The 18,446-nt window shown below is 42.8% G+C and carries 16 protein-coding genes and 2 tRNA genes; 12 read left to right on the forward strand and 6 right to left on the reverse strand.

Annotated elements, in window-relative coordinates:
* Positions 1-366 precede the first annotated feature (366 nt).
* From BFG52_RS13880 to BFG52_RS13895, 4 genes are all read left to right on the forward strand, one after another.
* On the forward strand, positions 367-4,032 hold the full coding sequence (locus BFG52_RS13880) for an Rne/Rng family ribonuclease (protein ID WP_081408710.1): 3,666 nt from the start codon (positions 367-369) through the stop codon (positions 4,030-4,032).
* A gap of 261 nt (positions 4,033-4,293) precedes the next feature.
* Positions 4,294-6,135, forward strand: a complete 1,842-nt coding sequence (locus BFG52_RS13885) for a long-chain-acyl-CoA synthetase (RefSeq protein ID WP_067557500.1) — start codon at positions 4,294-4,296, stop codon at positions 6,133-6,135.
* Between the two features lie 130 nt (positions 6,136-6,265).
* A tRNA-Lys gene (locus BFG52_RS13890) sits at positions 6,266-6,341 on the forward strand.
* Between the two features lie 20 nt (positions 6,342-6,361).
* Positions 6,362-6,437: transfer RNA gene (locus tag BFG52_RS13895), tRNA-Lys, on the forward strand.
* A gap of 276 nt (positions 6,438-6,713) precedes the next feature.
* Here the strand turns inward: BFG52_RS13895 and BFG52_RS13900 are convergent.
* Positions 6,714-7,397, reverse strand: a complete 684-nt coding sequence (locus BFG52_RS13900; RefSeq protein WP_067557503.1) for a hypothetical protein — start codon at positions 7,395-7,397, stop codon at positions 6,714-6,716.
* Positions 7,398-7,668: 271 nt separating this feature from the next.
* On the opposite strand from BFG52_RS13900, the gene BFG52_RS13905 reads away from it, so the two are divergent.
* A complete protein-coding gene (locus BFG52_RS13905; RefSeq protein WP_067557505.1) occupies positions 7,669-7,926 on the forward strand; it encodes a PspC domain-containing protein in 258 nt (85 codons plus the stop codon).
* Positions 7,927-8,035: 109 nt separating this feature from the next.
* Here the strand turns inward: BFG52_RS13905 and BFG52_RS13910 are convergent, their stop codons facing one another.
* Positions 8,036-8,506 carry an OsmC family protein gene (locus tag BFG52_RS13910; RefSeq protein WP_067557508.1) on the reverse strand — a complete coding sequence of 157 codons (471 nt, stop codon included), beginning with the start codon at positions 8,504-8,506 and terminating at the stop codon, positions 8,036-8,038.
* Positions 8,507-8,635: 129 nt separating this feature from the next.
* Here BFG52_RS13910 and BFG52_RS17385 point away from each other — a divergent pair, with 129 nt between their 5' ends.
* From BFG52_RS17385 to BFG52_RS13925, 4 genes are all read left to right on the forward strand, one after another.
* Positions 8,636-8,764 carry a hypothetical protein gene (locus BFG52_RS17385; RefSeq protein WP_267284028.1) on the forward strand — a complete coding sequence of 43 codons (129 nt, stop codon included), beginning with the start codon at positions 8,636-8,638 and terminating at the stop codon, positions 8,762-8,764.
* A gap of 50 nt (positions 8,765-8,814) precedes the next feature.
* The gene (gene glyQ, locus BFG52_RS13915) at positions 8,815-9,792 is read left to right on the forward strand and encodes a glycine--tRNA ligase subunit alpha (RefSeq protein WP_067557511.1); all 978 of its coding nucleotides are present in this window, start codon (positions 8,815-8,817) and stop codon (positions 9,790-9,792) included.
* Position 9,793: 1 nt separating this feature from the next.
* A complete protein-coding gene (gene glyS, locus BFG52_RS13920) occupies positions 9,794-11,863 on the forward strand; it encodes a glycine--tRNA ligase subunit beta (protein WP_067557514.1) in 2,070 nt (689 codons plus the stop codon).
* Positions 11,864-12,076: 213 nt separating this feature from the next.
* Positions 12,077-12,403, forward strand: coding sequence for a hypothetical protein (locus BFG52_RS13925; protein WP_067557516.1), 327 nt, complete (start codon positions 12,077-12,079; stop codon positions 12,401-12,403).
* A 102-nt stretch (positions 12,404-12,505) separates the two neighbouring features.
* Here BFG52_RS13925 and BFG52_RS17120 read toward each other — a convergent pair whose 3' ends face one another.
* Positions 12,506-12,913: a hypothetical protein gene (locus tag BFG52_RS17120; protein WP_157758117.1), complete on the reverse strand. Its 408-nt coding sequence runs from the start codon at positions 12,911-12,913 to the stop codon at positions 12,506-12,508.
* Between the two features lie 201 nt (positions 12,914-13,114).
* On the opposite strand from BFG52_RS17120, the gene BFG52_RS13935 reads away from it, so the two are divergent.
* Positions 13,115-13,795 (forward strand): hypothetical protein, encoded by a 681-nt coding sequence (locus BFG52_RS13935; RefSeq protein WP_157758118.1) that lies wholly within the window; start codon positions 13,115-13,117, stop codon positions 13,793-13,795.
* Positions 13,796-13,974: 179 nt separating this feature from the next.
* Here BFG52_RS13935 and BFG52_RS13940 read toward each other — a convergent pair whose 3' ends face one another.
* Complete coding sequence (locus tag BFG52_RS13940) at positions 13,975-15,258, reverse strand: hypothetical protein (protein WP_067557525.1); 1,284 nt, start codon at positions 15,256-15,258, stop codon at positions 13,975-13,977.
* 323 nt (positions 15,259-15,581) lie between these two features.
* Between BFG52_RS13940 and BFG52_RS13945 the strand changes: the two genes are divergently transcribed.
* Both BFG52_RS13945 and BFG52_RS13950 read left to right on the forward strand, forming a co-directional pair.
* Positions 15,582-16,361, forward strand: a complete 780-nt coding sequence (locus tag BFG52_RS13945) for a class I SAM-dependent methyltransferase (protein ID WP_067557528.1) — start codon at positions 15,582-15,584, stop codon at positions 16,359-16,361.
* Between the two features lie 17 nt (positions 16,362-16,378).
* On the forward strand, positions 16,379-16,894 hold the full coding sequence (locus tag BFG52_RS13950) for a hypothetical protein (RefSeq protein ID WP_067557531.1): 516 nt from the start codon (positions 16,379-16,381) through the stop codon (positions 16,892-16,894).
* Positions 16,895-17,071: 177 nt separating this feature from the next.
* On the opposite strand, the gene BFG52_RS13955 is transcribed toward BFG52_RS13950, so the two are convergent.
* Positions 17,072-17,650 (reverse strand): hypothetical protein, encoded by a 579-nt coding sequence (locus BFG52_RS13955; RefSeq protein ID WP_407639256.1) that lies wholly within the window; start codon positions 17,648-17,650, stop codon positions 17,072-17,074.
* A gap of 242 nt (positions 17,651-17,892) precedes the next feature.
* Positions 17,893-18,360, reverse strand: a complete 468-nt coding sequence (locus BFG52_RS13960) for a Holliday junction resolvase-like protein (protein WP_067557534.1) — start codon at positions 18,358-18,360, stop codon at positions 17,893-17,895.
* Between the last annotated feature and the right edge of the window lie 86 nt (positions 18,361-18,446).

The following is an 18,446-nucleotide window of genomic DNA, read 5'->3' on the forward strand; positions in this document are numbered from 1 at the left end:
TGTGTTTTCAGGATACAAGTGACTGAAGCATTGGAATTGTTTCCTTGTAAAGATACGACGATCATTCCGTATCAAGAGCAACTGCTCAACCAGCAGCCAATCTTCGAGCAAAGGACAGTGAAAGTTAACCATCCAATACACCACTTGTTTTACCAGTGAAAATACCGACAACTCAGGTCGTGGAGATAGTGCCAATTACACTATACGCTATTACAAGAGCCAGCCTATTGCCTGCTCATTGGCAACCTACCCATCATCCAGATATTCACCAAATATTTGCGTGATCAGGGTTTCGTGCATCTTGTCAGCTATACACCGTCGAGTCTAAGCAATTGACTGTTGTGGGTCACTATTAGGTATTACCCCATGAAACGTATGTTGATTAATGCAACACATGCTGAAGAGGTTCGTGTTGCACTTATCACTGGTCAAAGACTTTACGATTTTGACTTAGAAAACCGTACCCGCGAACAAAAAAAAGCAAACATTTATAAAGGGCACGTGACTCGTGTCGAACCTTCTCTAGAAGCCGTCTTTGTTGAATACGGTGCTGGTCGTCAAGGCTTCTTGTCGATGCGTGAAATTGCCAACAGTTATCTCAAATCAGATCCACGCCAAAACACTAATATTCGTGAATTAATTAGCGAAGGTACAGAGTTATTGGTACAAGTTGAGAAAGAAGAACGTGGCAATAAAGGCGCGGCACTGTCGACTTATATTTCTTTGGCTGGGCGCTATTTGGTCTTGATGCCCAACAATGCCAAAGGCGGTGGAATTAGCCGTCAAATTTCTGGTGCTGTTCGTGACGAACTCAAAGAAATGTTGGCATCGCTCAATGTTCCACGTGGGATGAGTGTGATTGTGCGTACTGCAGGCATTGGTCGCACGCAAGAAGAATTGCAACTCGATTTACAACATCTACTCGACCTATGGCATCAAATCCAAAATACTGCCAGTTCTGGTCCATCACCGATGTTGGTTCACCAAGAAGCTGGCGTGGTTACCCGCGCAATTCGTGACTATTTACGTGACGATGTTTCGGAAATTCTCATTGATAATGAACAAGCTTATAATGAAGCACATAACTTCATCAAAGCGGTCATGCCCAATCAATTAGAAAAATTACAGACTTATACTTTAAATGAGCCTTTATTTGCGCACTTTGGGATTGAAAGTCAAATCCAAACGGCCTATGAACGCGAAGTGAAACTGCCCTCTGGCGGTTCGATTGTCATCGATCAAACTGAAGCCTTGGTTTCAATCGATATCAACTCTGCCAAATCTACCCGCGGCCACGATGTCGAAGAAACCGCGCTCAGCACCAACCTCGAAGCTGCTGAAGAAATTGCACGTCAATTGCGCCTGCGTGATATTGGCGGTTTGGTGGTGATTGACTTTATCGACATGTCCAAAGAACGTAACCAACGCATGGTTGAAGCCAAACTGCGCGAAGCGACGCAAAGTGATCGTGCGCGTATTCAATTTGGTCAATTATCACGCTTTGGTCTAATGGAAATGAGTCGTCAACGCTTACGTCCATCGCTAGAAGAAGCGACGGGTTATGTTTGCCCACGCTGTCATGGTACTGGCATGGTTCGTGACCTACGCTCATTGTCATTATCAATTATGCGTAAAGTTGAAGAAATTGCTTTACGTGAACGCCAAGGTGAAGTGCAAGTTGAAGTGCCTGTTGAAATTGCAGCCTTTTTACTCAACGAAAAACGTCACAGTTTGGTCTATCTCGAACAAACCTCAAATGTACGTGTGACTGTTTTACCACACCCTCATTTAGAAACACCGCATTATCAAATTACCTTCAATCCTGAAGGCTTTGCACCAAGTAGCTATGAACGTACTGAAGCAACACGTTTAAGCGAAAAAGAATTGGGTTACGAATCGACACACTGGCATTTAGAAGATGAAGCAGTACATGCCCCTGTGATCACCCCAGCAGCAGAAAAACCGATTCGCAATAATCAACCAAAAGCCGTGGCTGCAGCGGCGACCCCAGCAGCGACAGCCGCAAGTCCTTGTGCTTGGTTAGAAAATTTATTTGTACAAAAACAAGCCAGCACAGTAGACCAATCTCGCTCTGCACACAATGCAGCCGCCGCGATTGAGCAAATGGTCAACAATGGCGCTGTTAGCCGTGGTCAATATGGTCAAATTGATCGTACAGCTGTTGTTGCACCGGTAGCAGCTGCACCTGTTGCCGTCGACCAAAATGCGTATTTAGCAACACCGCATGTGGCGAAAACTGAGCGTGATTATCCAGAAAAAGCGCCAGAGCGTGAAGAACGCAGTAATCATCGCAACAGAAAACGTAGCAAGCAAAAAGAACCACGTGAACAAGTACAAGAGCCTGTACTGCCGCATGAAGAGCTCAATAACAATCGTGCTGAATCACGTCAAGACAACCGTGAGCAAAAGCGTCAACAGCACAAACAACGCCAACAGCAAGTCGCTACGCAAGAGGCACATGAGCAATCCGCTACAACGGAACAAGCTGTGCCACGCCGTGATCGTCAATCACAACGTCCACAACGTCCGAACCGTCAGCGCGACAACAGCGTACTCAACAACAATGCAGCGGCAACAGCTGCGACAACAGCCCCAACGGCTCCTGTCGTAGTAGCAGAAGCAGCAACCACGCCTGCGAATACTGCTGAAAAACCAATCTTGCATGTTGAAATGGTTGATGCACCTAAAAATGAAATGATGCCAACGGCATTGATCATTAACATTGACAAACAACAAAGTGAAATTGTTGCGCTCAATGCCAACCTACCTGTGAGTGCACCCGTCGTCGCAGAAGCAGCACATGTAGCAGCAACTGAGCTTACCGCAGCGACACCTGCTGCAGCCGTGCAAAAGAAAGCGGAGAAAAAACCTGAAGTTGTCGCGGAAGAGCCTCAACGTCGTGCCAGCAATGATCCACGCTCACGTCGTCAACAACGCGTGCAACACAAAAACAAAGCACTAGCACCCCAAAAGCCCAATCCGTCACAAGTACCGACCTTGTCAAACTACACCATTGGCAGTTTAATCCGCCATGTCTATGGTGAGGACTGTTCCGTACTGATTGAGCAATTTGGTTTAATCGCTACCTTTAACCGTGCCCTCAGTAAATTTAGTGATGAGTATTTTGCACAACAACAGGTGCAGCAACCGACTCAAGCCGCGCCTGAGAGCAAACCCGTTACACGTGATGTAGCGATTAGCAAAGCACAGCCTGAAGCACAACCAGCTGCAGTATTAGACTTGGTTCCACCAACGGCAGCAGCAACCAAACGTGTTGCCAATGACCCGCGTGAACGTCGTCGTCTTGCCAAATTGGCAGCCGAACAAGCCTTTGTGCAGTCAAAACAGGCCTTGACGGCAGCTAAGACAGAAGAAGTTGCTGAGAAAACTGAAACTGTAGCCAACGCGGCAGAGCTGAGCGCAAAAACTGCCGCCACAGTCGCAGCAGAACCTGCAACGGCTCAGCTAGAAACAGTTGCTGAAAGCACGCGAGCAACTGAAGTGGGCACAGCCGCAGAAGCGGTAACAGAGCACCTTGCCAATGATGCAGACACAACTGCAGCCACTACAGCGGAAGCTGTAGCAGTTGCTGAAAAGCCTGCTACAACACGCGCACCAGCAGTACGCCCAGCGCCTGCTGCGTCAAGTAGCGCAGAAGTGGAGGTGGCAAACGCTACTGCAGAAGCAGCTGTAGCCACTCCAACAGCGGATCTTGCCACAACCGAAAGCGCTAATGTGCAAAGTAGCGAAGCGCCAACCGCTGAAGCACCAGCCACACCTGTTGCAGCACCAGCCAAGACCCGAAGTACAGCCAAAGCACGTAGTAGCAAAGCTGCTGCTGCCAAAACCGCTGCGGTGGTCGAAAATGCTGCTGAACAACAGCAAGATTTAGCATTGGACAAAGCACAAGCAAGTCCAGCACAAGCTGCCGATGCTGAAGCAGAAAAACCAGCACGCCCACGTCGTCCACGTGGTCGTCCACCGAAAAAAGCAACGCCTACTGCGGAGTAAAGCGTTTACTTTTTTGAGCTAAAAAAATCGAACCTAGCCATTCCGATGGCTAGGTTTTTTTTGTATTTTGATGAATTAGGTTGATTGCACTACAACAAAAAGATTAAAACCTAATAATATCAAAAAACTTGCATAGATTTGCCCATATATAAAAGCTACTGATCACGTATTGAGAATGAGACGAAGTGCAACACTGTTGATTCGTATCAATTTAAATCAAAATATAGCGTAGCTTATACATCCAAATCAGATAGGATAGACATGAATCAGACTAAACAATCAGACCTCATTGGTTTCACCGATGTTGCAGCAAAATTACCTAAGTTCCTCAATAAAGTTCCACATATTGTCAGTGGTCTAAAACAAGCTTACTTAAGGACACCCAATACTGCCGCAGGTCTCGGTTTAGCTTTTGAAAGAGCCGTCAAACGAGCTCCCCAAACCATTGCATTGCGCTACGAACAACAACAATATAGCTATCAAGCGCTCAATGAGTGGTCTAATCAAATTGCACATTTCTTTTTGGCAGCAGGATTGCAAAAAGGTGATGTGATTGCAGTCATGTTAGAAAATCGTTCCGAGTTGATTGCAACGGTCATCGCCTTGGCAAAAATTGGGGTGATCTCCGCCTTACAAAATACCGCTCAACGTGGTCGAGTGCTCAGCCACAGCATTAACTTAGTCAAAGCACGTGCGGTGATTGTCGGGGAAGAATGCCGCAGTGCAATAGATGAAATTCGCCAAGACTTAAGCACAGCACACGATCATTTCTATTGGTTTGCCGACCAAGCCACGGTAGAAGATCATGGCATCGCGCCATTTAACTATCAAAACTTGGCCGAGAAGATCATCCCTTTTGCGACCTTTAATGTCCCCACCACCCAAAGTGTCAAAGGCAAAGACGGTTTATTTTATATTTATACATCGGGCACCACCGGTTTACCCAAAGCCGTCATCTTTAGTAATAGTCGCTGGGCACTAGCATATGGCACTTATGGTCATATTCTTGATCTCAATCAACAAGATGTTATGTATTGCACCCTACCGCTCTACCATGCGACAGGCATCGTGGTGTGCTGGTGTGGGGTGATTGCAGGGAGTGCAACCTTTGTGATTCGCCGTAAATACTCAACCAGTGCATTCTGGCGTGATGTTGCAACCTATAATGTCTCTGCCATCGGCTATGTCGGCGAGCTATGTCGCTATCTACTCGATGCACCGACAAGCGAGCTAGATCAAAGTCATCGCGTACGCAAAATGATTGGTAATGGTATGCGCCCCACCATCTGGCAGAATTTTAAGCAACGCTTTGGGATTGAGGAGGTTTTAGAACTCTACGCGTCTAGTGAAGGCAATGTCGGTTTTAGTAATGTCTTTAATTTTGACAATACCGTTGGCTTCTCCCCTACACCTTATGCGGTGGTTCAATACGACAAAGCAAAAGATGAAGTGATTCGAGACAAGAAAGGTCACTGTATAAAAGTAAAAAAAGGCGAAGTAGGGTTATTGATTGGAAAAATAACCAAGCGCTCACCTTTTGATGGCTATACAGATCCTGAAAAAAATAAAGCCGTGATTATGAAAAATGTCTTTAAATCTGGCGATGCTTATTTTATTACCGGTGACTTAGTCCGTGACTTAGGTTTTCGTCATGCACAATTCGTTGACCGCCTAGGAGATACCTTCCGCTGGAAAGGTGAAAATGTATCGACCACAGAAGTTGAAAATATCTGTAGCGAATATCCGAAGTTACAAGAAGCTGTGGTCTATGGCGTAGAAATTCCATATACCGATGGTCGAGCAGGTATGGCAACCATCACCTTGCACCCCAATACCCACTTAGACTCCCAAGATCTCAGTCAGATGTATATCGATTTCAAAAAAAACCTACCCGCTTATGCTGTGCCGTTATTCTTGAGAGTGCAATCTCAACTTGAAACCACAGGAACTTTTAAATATCAGAAAAGTAAATTAAAGCAACAAGGCTTCGATCCAATGCAAATTTCTGATCCACTGTATGTTTTATTGCCAAATGAATCGACCTATACCCTGCTCGATGCTGAGATATTTAAAAATATTCAGCAACAGCAATACCGTTTTTAGTTGCTTTTGCACGTTTTTTAGCAAGAAAAACACCAAATTGCATTATTTATAATCAAACAAGAAAAAGTCTTATATTTTTTACTTGCGCTCGTTCGAGATGCTGCTACAATACGCAGCATCAAAACGAGATGGGTCGTTAGCTCAGCTGGTAGAGCAGCGGACTTTTAATCCGTTGGTCCCGCGTTCGAATCGCGGACGACCCACCATCTACCGTTTTGACAATTTTGGGTCGTTAGCTCAGCTGGTAGAGCAGCGGACTTTTAATCCGTTGGTCCCGCGTTCGAATCGCGGACGACCCACCAAGATTCTAAAAAGCCTATCACCTTGTGATGGGCTTTTTTCTTATCTGTTTTCTTATTTTCTTATCTATTTTCTTCTGTATGTTCTGATCTGCATTTTTAAAGCCCACATACCAACAGCAGTTATTAGGTGAAGATTGACATGAAATGAAAGCTAAAAAATGCAAGCTAGAAGTCATAAAGCTAAAACACTTCGCCTCCCCCAATACCCATAGGGTTGATCACATTGAACACAGCGAGTACAACAACATAACATCTGGAATAAGAGATCGCGAAGCGCTACATCTCTGCATATTTTTTCAAAACATAGCTATAGTTCGGTGCAGGATAACGTTTGCTAAAGAAATCATGATTTAGCTGGTTGACGTTTAAGGTCTTCTCTATATTTAAACGCAATTCTAAACGCTCATTGACGCTATAAAATAATTCAGCCCCTTCCACCAAATGAATCACCAGCTCCTTGTGCTGCTCATCATAATTCCATGAATCTTTTCGATAAGATTTAATGGTACCAATCTGACCGCTGTACAAACGCCCTAAATGGATAATCGTGCGATGTGCTGTGCCATCAGGACGCAAATTGAGGATATATTCTACATAACCCTGATTACAGGCAATGAATTCGTCGCTACATGGAATAAAGGTATGATAACGACCAATATACTTCACTTCCTCTGCACTTAAACGACCTTGTCGGTAACTATGTTCTTGTTGCGGTGGTGGAGAAGCATATTGCCCCACAACATCTGTCAGACGCATACCTTGCTCAACATCATCCCCGTCGCCACTTGCATACGCTTGATTATGCTCGACCAATTCGCTCGCTGCATGATCACTGTGTTGTATAGAGAAATCTTGTACATCATTAGACCAATAATTATCACAAGCACTCAATAACAACATACTGAGTAGACTGCTGATCGCTACTTTAGAATTAACTTGCAAATAATTGAGATTTATCATCTTTCGCTATTCAGCCACCATGATTACAACGATCAGCTCAACGCTGGGTACATATTATTGATTTTCTTGTAAATAATAATCCACACTGTGACATACTTACAGAAATACAAAGCTTACTACATCACATTTTTACATCGATAGACAATAACTTATTTTAAATTTGACACATTTTTTTGTGAAAAACTTTAAATTACAGATGACAGCACCATCTATACAATATGTTGAATATCTTAATTGTGCTTATATTTCCCCCAAAGCTATGGAGTACCACATGAATCAAGTTGGTTTATATCGTTCGCAACGGCAGAAAATCATTGCTGGCGTGATGGGCGGAATAGCAGAGCGGTTTAATTGGAATGCCAATCTACTACGCCTTGTGTTTGTTGCCGTATCTATTTTAAGTGCAGGTTTTCCAGGTATTTTAATTTATCTTATTCTTTGGTTTATTATGCCGCAGCGTAGAACCCAAGCAAATCTATCAGAAGATTCTCAACGCCCTATGCGTACCATATATGAGAATAAGCATTAAAAAAACGCATCCCGGAGAAGGATGCGTTTAAACGAGATGACCTCATGAAGGTAACCAGCAATATGCTACTGCCTCGACATGACTGCCTGACTGAGCAAGCGCAGACGGACTAAGCTGGCGATGCTTCTGCAACCCGTTGCCATTGTACCGCAATGGCAACACCAGCATCTTTTAATAAACGATACACAGGGCAGCGTGCTGCAACACGTTGTTGTAACGCTTCAAAACGCGCATCAGTTTCATCGGTATCAAGTACAATACTAAATGCGATTTTTTGAAAATGTGGTGAAATGCCACTTTGCCCCATTAGACCACGTAAATCCACTTCAGCATCACAATCAAAAGACAGCCCTGTAAATTTAAAATCAATTTCTTTAGCAATCAAGGGAATCATCACTGCATGACAACCGTTTAATGCAGCAAGTATATATTCTAAAGGGTTGGCACCTTGATCTTGACCACCCAACACTTGCGGTTCATCCATCATCACTGGCGCGAACTGACGGATCTGGGAACTTGAGGCAACACCACCACGCCATGTTGTTGCTGCATTCAATTGTAAAATATTTGCGTTTGCCATGCGGTTTAATCATGAAAAATGAAATGATTTTTGATACTAAGCCAAGATCGCCCTATTCCAAATCATCTTTTTATATAAGCATATAATTTTACCAAAGATTCAAAATGCTATCGTGCCGATGCAAGTGCAATGAAGACGCAGCTGATCAGTGCACGCCCCTGTCAGTTCTCTGTAGAAATCACCTTTCTTCGACTAGATTGTGTAGCAGAAGTTAAATCGCTATGTTTTCAGCAACAAGCCTTTGCCAGTACTGGCTAAAATCCTTATACTTGAACACAATTTTTTTCTCATTTTAAAGTGGATGCACCATGAGTCGCGCCATATCGCAGATTGATACCTTTCAAGGCTTAATTCTAGCCTTACAAAATTATTGGGCTGAACAAGGCTGTGTCGTTTTACAACCTTATGACATGGAAATGGGAGCAGGCACCTTTCATACTGCAACCTTTTTACGTGCTTTAGGACCTGAAACTTGGAATGCGGCTTATGTTCAACCTTCTCGCCGTCCCAAAGATGGACGCTATGGTGAGAACCCAAACCGTCTACAGCATTATTATCAATTTCAAGTGGTGCTCAAACCCAACCCAGATCATATCCAACAGCTGTATTTAGATTCCCTAAAAGCAATTGGTATTGATCCATTGGTTCATGATATCCGCTTTGTTGAAGATAACTGGGAATCTCCAACACTTGGCGCTTGGGGCTTAGGTTGGGAAGTTTGGTTAAACGGTATGGAAGTCACACAGTTTACCTACTTCCAACAAGTGGGCGGTGTCGAGTGCTACCCTGTAACAGGAGAAATCACTTACGGTCTAGAACGTCTTGCCATGTATTTACAAGGTGTAGACTCAGTCTATGACTTGGTTTGGACCAAAGGCCAATTTGGCACGGTCACCTATGGTGATGTATTCCACCAAAACGAAGTAGAACAATCAACCTACAACTTTGAATATGCGCCTGTTGCTGAGCTCTTCAAACTCTTTGACTTCTATGAAACTGAAGCCAATCGCTTGATTGAAGCAAAACTGCCCTTGCCGGCCTATGAGCAAGTTATTAAAGCATCACATAGCTTTAACCTACTCGATGCCCGTGGGGCAATTTCGGTGACTGAACGTCAACGTTATATTTTACGCGTGCGTACTCTAGCCCGTGCCATTGCGCAAAGTTATGTGCAAGCGCGTGCCGAACTCGGTTTCCCGATGGCACCGGCTGAATTACGTGATGAAGTTCTTGCCCAACTTAAAGCACAAGCTGATGCTGATGCAGCCAAAGCGGAGAAAAACTAACATGACTCAACATACTGTTTTATTCGAATTAGGCTGTGAAGAACTCCCCCCAAAAAGCTTAAAAAAACTACGTGATGCATTACGTGACGAAGTCATACAAGGCTTAAACGATGCAGCATTAAAATTTACTCGTATTGAAGCCTATGCAGCACCACGTCGTTTAGCCATTAAAATTATTGACGTCGATGGCGCACAAGCGGATTCACAAAAACGTTTTGATGGTCCAGCGCTCCAAGCAGCCTATGACGCTGACGGTCAACCGACCAAAGCACTGGAAGGCTTTATGCGTGGTCAAGGCATTGGCGTTGAACAAGTGAGTACCTTCCAAGCCGGTAAAGTTGAAAAAGTTTGCTATTACAAAGACATCAAAGGGCAAAGCCTCGACGCACTCTTGCCTGAAATTTTACAACACGCTTTAGATCACTTGCCTATTGCCAAACGCATGCGCAGTGCAGCCAGCCGTACTGAATTTGTACGTCCTGTCAAATGGGTACTATTGCTCAAAGATGCTGACGTCATTCCAGCAAACATTCAAGATCATCGCGCTGACCGTTTCAGTTATGGTCACCGCTTCCATGCACCAGAGGCGATTGAGCTCAAACATGCCAATGATTATCTTGACGCGTTACGCGATGCGAAAGTCATTGCTGACTTCGATGAGCGTCAACAGATCATTGATAAGCAAATCCAAGCATTGTCAGATGAAGTCAACGCAACTGCAATCGTACCAGACGACTTAAGAGATGAAGTAACCGCCTTGGTAGAATGGCCGGTTGCCTTACGTGCCAGCTTTGAAGAACGCTTCTTGGCTGTTCCACAAGAAGCCTTGATTACCACCATGCAGGATAACCAAAAGTATTTCTGTCTGGTTGATCAAGCACATAAATTACAACCTTATTTTATTACCATCTCTAATATTGAGTCGAAAGACCCACAACAGATTATTGAAGGCAATGAAAAAGTGGTGCGCCCTCGTTTGTCTGACGCGGAATTTTTCTTTTTACAAGATCAGAAACAAGCTTTGGCAAGTCGCAAAGACAAATTGGCAAACATGGTTTTCCAAGCGCAATTGGGCAGCTTATGGGATAAATCACAGCGTATCGCCAAATTGGCTGTAGCACTAAGCCCATTTACGCATGCAGATGCCCAATATGCTGAACGTGCTGCGCTGCTGGCAAAATGTGATCTTACCTCAGAATTAGTCGGTGAATTCCCTGAATTACAAGGCATTGCGGGTACTTATTACGCACGGCTCGAAGGTGAAAATGAAGAAGTCGCCCAAGCTTTAGGGGAGCAATATCTGCCTAAGTTTGCAGGCGATGTATTACCGCAAACTCAAACCGGAACCACCATTGCCCTTGCCGATCGCTTAGATACGTTGGTCGGTATTTTTGCCATTGGTCAAGCGCCTACTGGTTCTAAAGATCCTTTTGCATTACGTCGTTCTGCGATTGGTATTTTACGTTTAGTGATTGAAAATCAAATCGAAGCCTCTATTGAGCAGTTGATTGATGCCACAATTGATAGCTATGGCAGCATCATTCAAGATCCTGCCAAAACACGTCAAGATGCCGTGGCATTCTTAGAAGGTCGTTATCGTGCCAAATATGAAGACCAAGGCGTTGCAGTAGATGTGATCCAAGCGGTACAAGCCTTGGCACCAAAATCACCACTTGATTTTGATAAACGCGTCAATGCGGTCAATCATTTCCGTAAGCTTGCTGAAGCACAAGCATTGGCAGCAGCCAATAAACGCGTTGCCAATATTTTAGCCAAAGAGACAGCCCCATCAGGCGCAGTCGATGAAAGCTTATTGCAAGAAGCAACTGAACAAGCGCTTTATGCCGAGCTACAACAATTAAGCCCGATCGTACAGCCCTTGCTTGCAGCCAAAGACTATACCGCAGCACTGTCTAAACTGGCAGCCTTACGTACCCCGATCGATGCTTTCTTTGACCATGTCATGGTGATGGCGGAAGATCCGGCACTCAAAGCCAATCGTCTACGAATCTTGGTGCAATTACGTGCTCTATTTATGAGTGTTGCTGATATTTCGGTACTACAACACTAATCTAGTGCAATAGCAGAAGACCCCGACTTGGGGTCTTTTTTATGTAATATATGAATGTCTTTCAGTTCACACTGGTTTTATTTAACTCAGTTCATTGTTATGCTGCGCTAGAACTATTAAGCGTTATAGGTTGAACCCGTGACTCATTTTTTTAAATATACAAAAATCGTTTTCCCTTGGTGCGCGATATTATTATTGAGTGCTTGCCAGAATATGCCATTATCCTCTTCATCTAAACCCATTGTTCTAGAACAACATCAGAATATTGCGGTAGAGCCAGAAACCCAAAATAATACCGTTCAACTCCTTAAATATCCGCAGCACTGTAGTGTTAAATTTACCGGCTACTTTAACAACTTTGAAGTCACTGAGTATTGGATTTTAGAGCAAGGTCAATTAAGCCGCGCATTTACCCAAAACTCTCTCGATCAAACTCAGCATAATTTTGATATCAAAGATCCGATGCAACAAAATAATTTTAATCATCTACTGAAAAATTTCAGTGCCAAACATCTACAACAATGTCTGGATTTAAAATAAAAAGACCCGCGATAAGATCAATAGGATTTTGCCCCATTAAGCTTTAAACATGGCTGGTTAGACTTTGAGCATGGCTGTAAAAACTTGAAAAAAGCTTAACATTTAACGGCTTATTTTTTGCTGACGACTACGGCGAAAAGCAATAAAAATGGGGGCAAACCACAAGAGCAAGAGTAAAAATAGCACAATAAATCCCACAATCCTCTCAACCAACAGATTGCTGATCATGGGTATAAGAGAATTTAAAAGTGATTCATGCCCACCGAGAAACGCACAAAAGATAATACCCAGATGAGAAATCACAATCGGCATGGGAGAAAGTGGCGTACGTAAATTTACCCGCAAATAATAAAATGTGGGCAATAAATAAATCCCTATCAAAAGGATACCTATTGATATTTGAAAGAATGGATGATGTATTATTGGTAGATCTCCACCACAACCACATGCCCAACTGGGTTGCAGCAATAGACTCACCATAGCGAGTAGAATAATTTTTATTTTATGCATAAACTTCTTCTTTAATTTATGTGAGTAAACGCTATGCTACTTTTAATGCATATGATCGACTAATGCATATGATCGACTTATGTTATCGACCGTCATCGATAATATGTTAAAACTTACACAATGCAAAATTTTTCAGTTTAAAATAACAATCGATAATTTAATCATTTTCCCCTCTTTCACTCCTATAGAGATCACTCAGCCATGGCATGGATCAAACTTAGTTTAGGCACGATGTTATGTGTCAGCAGCATACAACTCTATGCAAACACCACCGCTTCAGTCCCTCCTGTCCATAGCGCTGAGGCTGAGCAAAAGACCACGCCACCTTATGGTGACAATCCTAATATTTTTAAAGTATTGGCGTATAAAACAGGGCAAAAAATTCATAAAACAGCAGATCAGGTTGGTGAAGCCACCGAACAAGGCATTGAAAAAGTTAAACCTAAAGTTGAAGAAGCAATTGATGCTGTGACGGGTAGTCATAGCGCAGGCAAAGCACCGATCGAACGTAAAAGTTTAAGTCAATCTTCTAGCAACAATACCCCGAGTACTGCCTCAGCCACGGTAATGTCACCCACAACACCAACAACCTCATCCGTGACAACCCATACAATTACTGAACAACCCGCTGAAATACAACGTATTCCACAGCAGAACAGCACAGATACTGAACCAGCTAAATTAGATCATGAACAGACAACACCACCGACTCAACAAACCGATCAGCAACCCAATCAACAACCCAGTAATGATGCTCCTCAAGCGGACACAGCTCCAGCATCGCCAAACGCAGTACCTACGCAAAAACCAATCGTACATGGAATAACAGAACAATCGGATAATGCAAAACCGAACAATAGGCTTGAAGTCATCTCACTTTAATATGTTCAGCTCAAAGCACTCAAGCTGAATATATTTTTAAGCGATGACTCAAATATCTGTTGACGGAATGACTTAATCCATTCTTTGACTAAATCTGCTGCTATCGACTTAGCTGCTCCACTGCGATGCATTCGGCAAAGTCATCGCCAGTAAATCACTATATAGTAAATTGCTATGTCTTAGATGAGTTCAGCACTGAATGGCTCATGATAAAACTTGGCATCTTCCACGATATCTTCTGATTCAAACTGACAATATCCTTGTGTATTACACGCGAGGTTAAATTGTTTATAGCTGAGCACATAATAGTCTGAATATTTTTTGACAATAATCGGATGTAATCCAGTCGTTAGCACTGCATCTGTTTTCAGTAATTTAAAAATACGGCGATCATTCATAGCAACATAATAACTCTCCCCTTGTATATCGACTTGTGCCAAACCCGTCGCTTTAATAATCAGAGGAATAATATATTTACCATTGAGGTCAACAACCTGTTGTGGGTAGCTTTCTATTTTTTGACTGATTAAATTGAAAACCAACACTTGCCCTTGTGCATCATAAAGCTGATTTTTTTGCTGCTGTGGCAGATCAATATTAATACCCAGCTTTTCTAAATCTTGCTGATCAACTTGTTTATGTGCCAATAAAATACGGGTAATACGTTGTTTGAGTTGATTATCAAAAAATTGCGCATCTAACTGCATATCGAGATTTTTAAGAATGTCGCCGAGTGCGTGATAATGCTGACCTAATAAACGTGCGATAACACCACGATAATAAAATTTATTGCTTTTCTTGACCTGACGAATTTGCCGATAAAAATAATGCTCATCCCAAGTATGTTCAATAAAATCATGCAGCAAGGCAGAGTTCGCCAAGACCGCTATCACATCATGCCCCGTATGCGGCACATGTAAATGTTTCAACTGCGGAATAAGGGGTTTAATTTTTAAATAATGCTCTCGATCTTCAGCATAATAAGGATCATAGAGAATGATATATTCACAGTCAGCATCGATATCTTCTGCTTGAATGCGCATATTATGATTGAGTTCAGGGTCATAAAAACCATGATAACGGCTATCCACCACTTCAGTCGGATCGATAGAATATTGTGGCACCATGGCAATAACGCGTTGCATCTGTAAAGCTTTGGCATATTTGATCGCTGCATAAGCGCCCATAGAACCGCCATAACCCACGCGATACGAATACTGCTGCAAAATATCCAGCACATGCGGTAGCATGGCTTGCATACTGGCTGCTGGATACCATGATTTCTGTTTAGGCATAATCCCTAATGCCGCATAACCATATTTGAACAATGATTTTTCTGCATTAATCATGGTTCCTTTGGCACGCGTAATCAAATCACCAAAAGAAATGACCAATGTGGATGTGTGCGCTTTTAAGTAAATGACGCGAATATGTTCATCTTCAAATATTATTTGCTTATCCATTGCCACACCGAAAAAAGACGGAAAATGCTTTTCTTCACTTCAACCTATGCTTCACAACAAACACAGGGCGAAAAGCTCTATTCTAACCCCGTCAGTCTGAGACAAAAGCACATTATATTCCAGTTTTAATCCACACCCTGTCGCTACACGCTATTTGTTTAAATGCTAAACATTTGTTTTAAATCTGCTTATCATCACAATTTATCCTTTATTTTGCATTAAATTGTACAGTGTGATTCAACAATATTTAAACAAAACTGCTGGACGAGATCCGATTTAATTCGTTAATTTAAGCACTTAGAATGAGATAGGTGGTTTTGCATATGTCTGAAACAATTCATCACGCAGCACAGGCGGGTTTTTCCAGCCATGCCCAGCAATATCAACTGGCGCGACCGCATTATCCTGAACAAATTGTTGCTTGGCTTAAACAGCACATCGCACTTGATCGTCACAGTACGGTGGTGGATGTTGGCTCGGGCACTGGCAAATTTTTACCCTATTTACAGCAATCTCAAGCAAAAGTTATCGCAGTAGAACCGATTGCAGAAATGTTACAACAATTACAACAAGCACATCCAGACATTACTGCTTATCAAGCCGACAGCCAACATCTGCCCTTCGCCGATGCGACGGTTGACTTAATTAGTTGTGCGCAATCTTTTCATTGGTTTGACAACATTGCCACCTTACAAGAATTTCATCGTATTTTAAAACCCCAAGGGCATTTGTTATTGGTTTGGAATCAGCGTGATATCAGCGTACCTTGGGTGCAAGCTCTGGCTGAACAAATTGCACAATATGAAGCCGATACGCCGCGCTATCACAGCGAAAACTGGAAAAAAGTTTTCCAACAACAAGACTTTTTTCAGGCACTAGGCAGCAGTCATTTTGCTTTATATCATGAAGGTCGCGTTCAGGATGTGGTCAGTCAGCGTTTATTATCGACCAGTTTTATTGCCGCCATGCCGCAAGCTCAACAGCAGCAACTCAAACAACAGTTTGAAAGCATAGTACAGCACTATACCCAGCAAGGTCCTGAAGATCAGATTGCCTTCCCCTATACCACTTATCTTTATCACTTCCAAAAAACCGAATCCTAACACTCTGGAGTAATGTCATGCGTCCAAAATATGCTGCACGCTTAATCAGCAGCCTTGCACTGAGTTTAATCCTGCTTACAGGATGCAACCCCAAAGATGCATCTGATTCAGCAGCAGATAAAAGTAGTGCCAGTGCCGCAATCAAAGATTTTCAGCAAACAGCAGATGATCCGCATGACATTGCACAATTAATTCAATTTGAAAAGCAAATTAAAAATTTGACCCATGATATTGAAAAAGACTTACAGTTATTGGCAGAGCAGCAAAAAATGAGTCAAGAACTGCTACAACAACGCCAGCATGACTTTATTTTATCTGCACTAAACCTACTGAAATCACTAGATTTAAGAACTGAGCAAGGGCGTTATATCCAAGCTTTATATGCCACCCACTGGGATGAACAGCTACATCATTTTTCAGAGAATCCAACACCAGTCAGCAACAGCGCAAATCTTTCCGCCTTCACCACAGGAGATGCCCAGCAACAAGCACATCAACAATTACAAAAATGGCAATCGCAACAGAAAAAATAAACCTGATTCCATTGATTATTCTCTTGCTCAGGCTGGCATGCGTCAGCATTCAAGATGGTATGATTCTGGGTTCATAGCACTAGGCTAAGTCTAAGAATGTACAGCAAAATGCCCTGATCATTGTGATCAAGGCATTAAATCTTACATACATCCTAAAAGAGCAGATCGCGGCTTAAACTATATATTTTCTCGTTCTAACCACTGTATTGAATCCACACGAATGAGCTTGCATGCACCATCCCCCACACCATTCCAATCTAGTGCTGAGGTCCATACCAAATCACGATCATTGACTTGGACCATTTCACCTTGAATGCGGACTAAATCGCCTCGTTTAACCTTTTTAATTTCTTGCGCAATCTTCGGGTTGGCAGGAATAATGTGCATATTACTCACCAATTGCGTCGCCAAACGCGGATCAATTGGGGGATGTGCCATTTTCCAATTTAAAAAGCGGTCATATTGATTAATCGAAATTTGTCGTGCAATTTCAGGTTCGGTAAATAAACCACGTGTTACCGCATAATCGATTGGAGAAAACTTAGCTTGTTCATCATGATGATATTCTTTACTGCCTAAAATACGGAATTCACCATCAAAATGATCCAGCACTGAAATATTTTGACTTTGCACAACGGGCGCTAACCCTTTGGCAATATTATATTCTACGCTGTCAGCTTTGCCTTGATCATGACGTGGATCAACCGCAAAGCCGAACTGACTCACCACACACAATAAAACCCCACACAACCCCATGCGGTAAATCCTAGTCGATGGACGCTGAGTTTGCGTCCAGGATTTAAATCCCAATAATCGAGCCTGCATACAACGAAACTCCTTTGTTCGCAAGTTGCTACTGAGCGCAACGCATCAAGCAATAACACAAATTTAAACTATCCTAAAATAATAGAGGCTATTTAAAACGAGTCTTCTATAAGATTTATGTAACTGCTGTCTTATGCCACGCCTGTAAAATACCCAGCGCATCCCATGCAGTGTCAGTCAGCAAAATCTATACGAATGGTCTCAAAGCGTACTCGCCCCTCAGCAACCGCCTGAGCGATTGCCTGTTGGCCTTTGGTCAGACGTGCAGTACCACTCTTAATGTCAATCAATACCACCTCTATATCTTCTGCAGCGCCATCACCATCTCTAAAATCGCTATAGCCATCAAAAACAATATAATCGACCGGATCCCCCATAAATTTGGCATCACTAGGTAAATAGGGAAATTCCGGTAATAACGGAGCCAATTGCTCAGCCATTTTACCTTTTAAAACTGCCCGACTGGTATTGACACTTTTTTTCTGTGCCACAATCAATGCCTGCTGGTGATCACGTTCCAACTCGGCTATATATTGCTCGTATTCCGCTTTTATGCGACCATTCCGTGTACCATTTAACATTATTGTGGTCAATATCATCCCGATCACTAAACCGATCGCCATGGCCACCCAAACTGACATAAAGTTTTCCTAAATTTTTAAGCGCCATTTAATGTATACAAACAGCTTTCTTTTGTCATGTAGCATCGCAAACCCATAAAATAATG

The organism is Acinetobacter larvae, assembly GCF_001704115.1.
GTDB classification, from domain to species: domain Bacteria; phylum Pseudomonadota; class Gammaproteobacteria; order Pseudomonadales; family Moraxellaceae; genus Acinetobacter; species Acinetobacter larvae.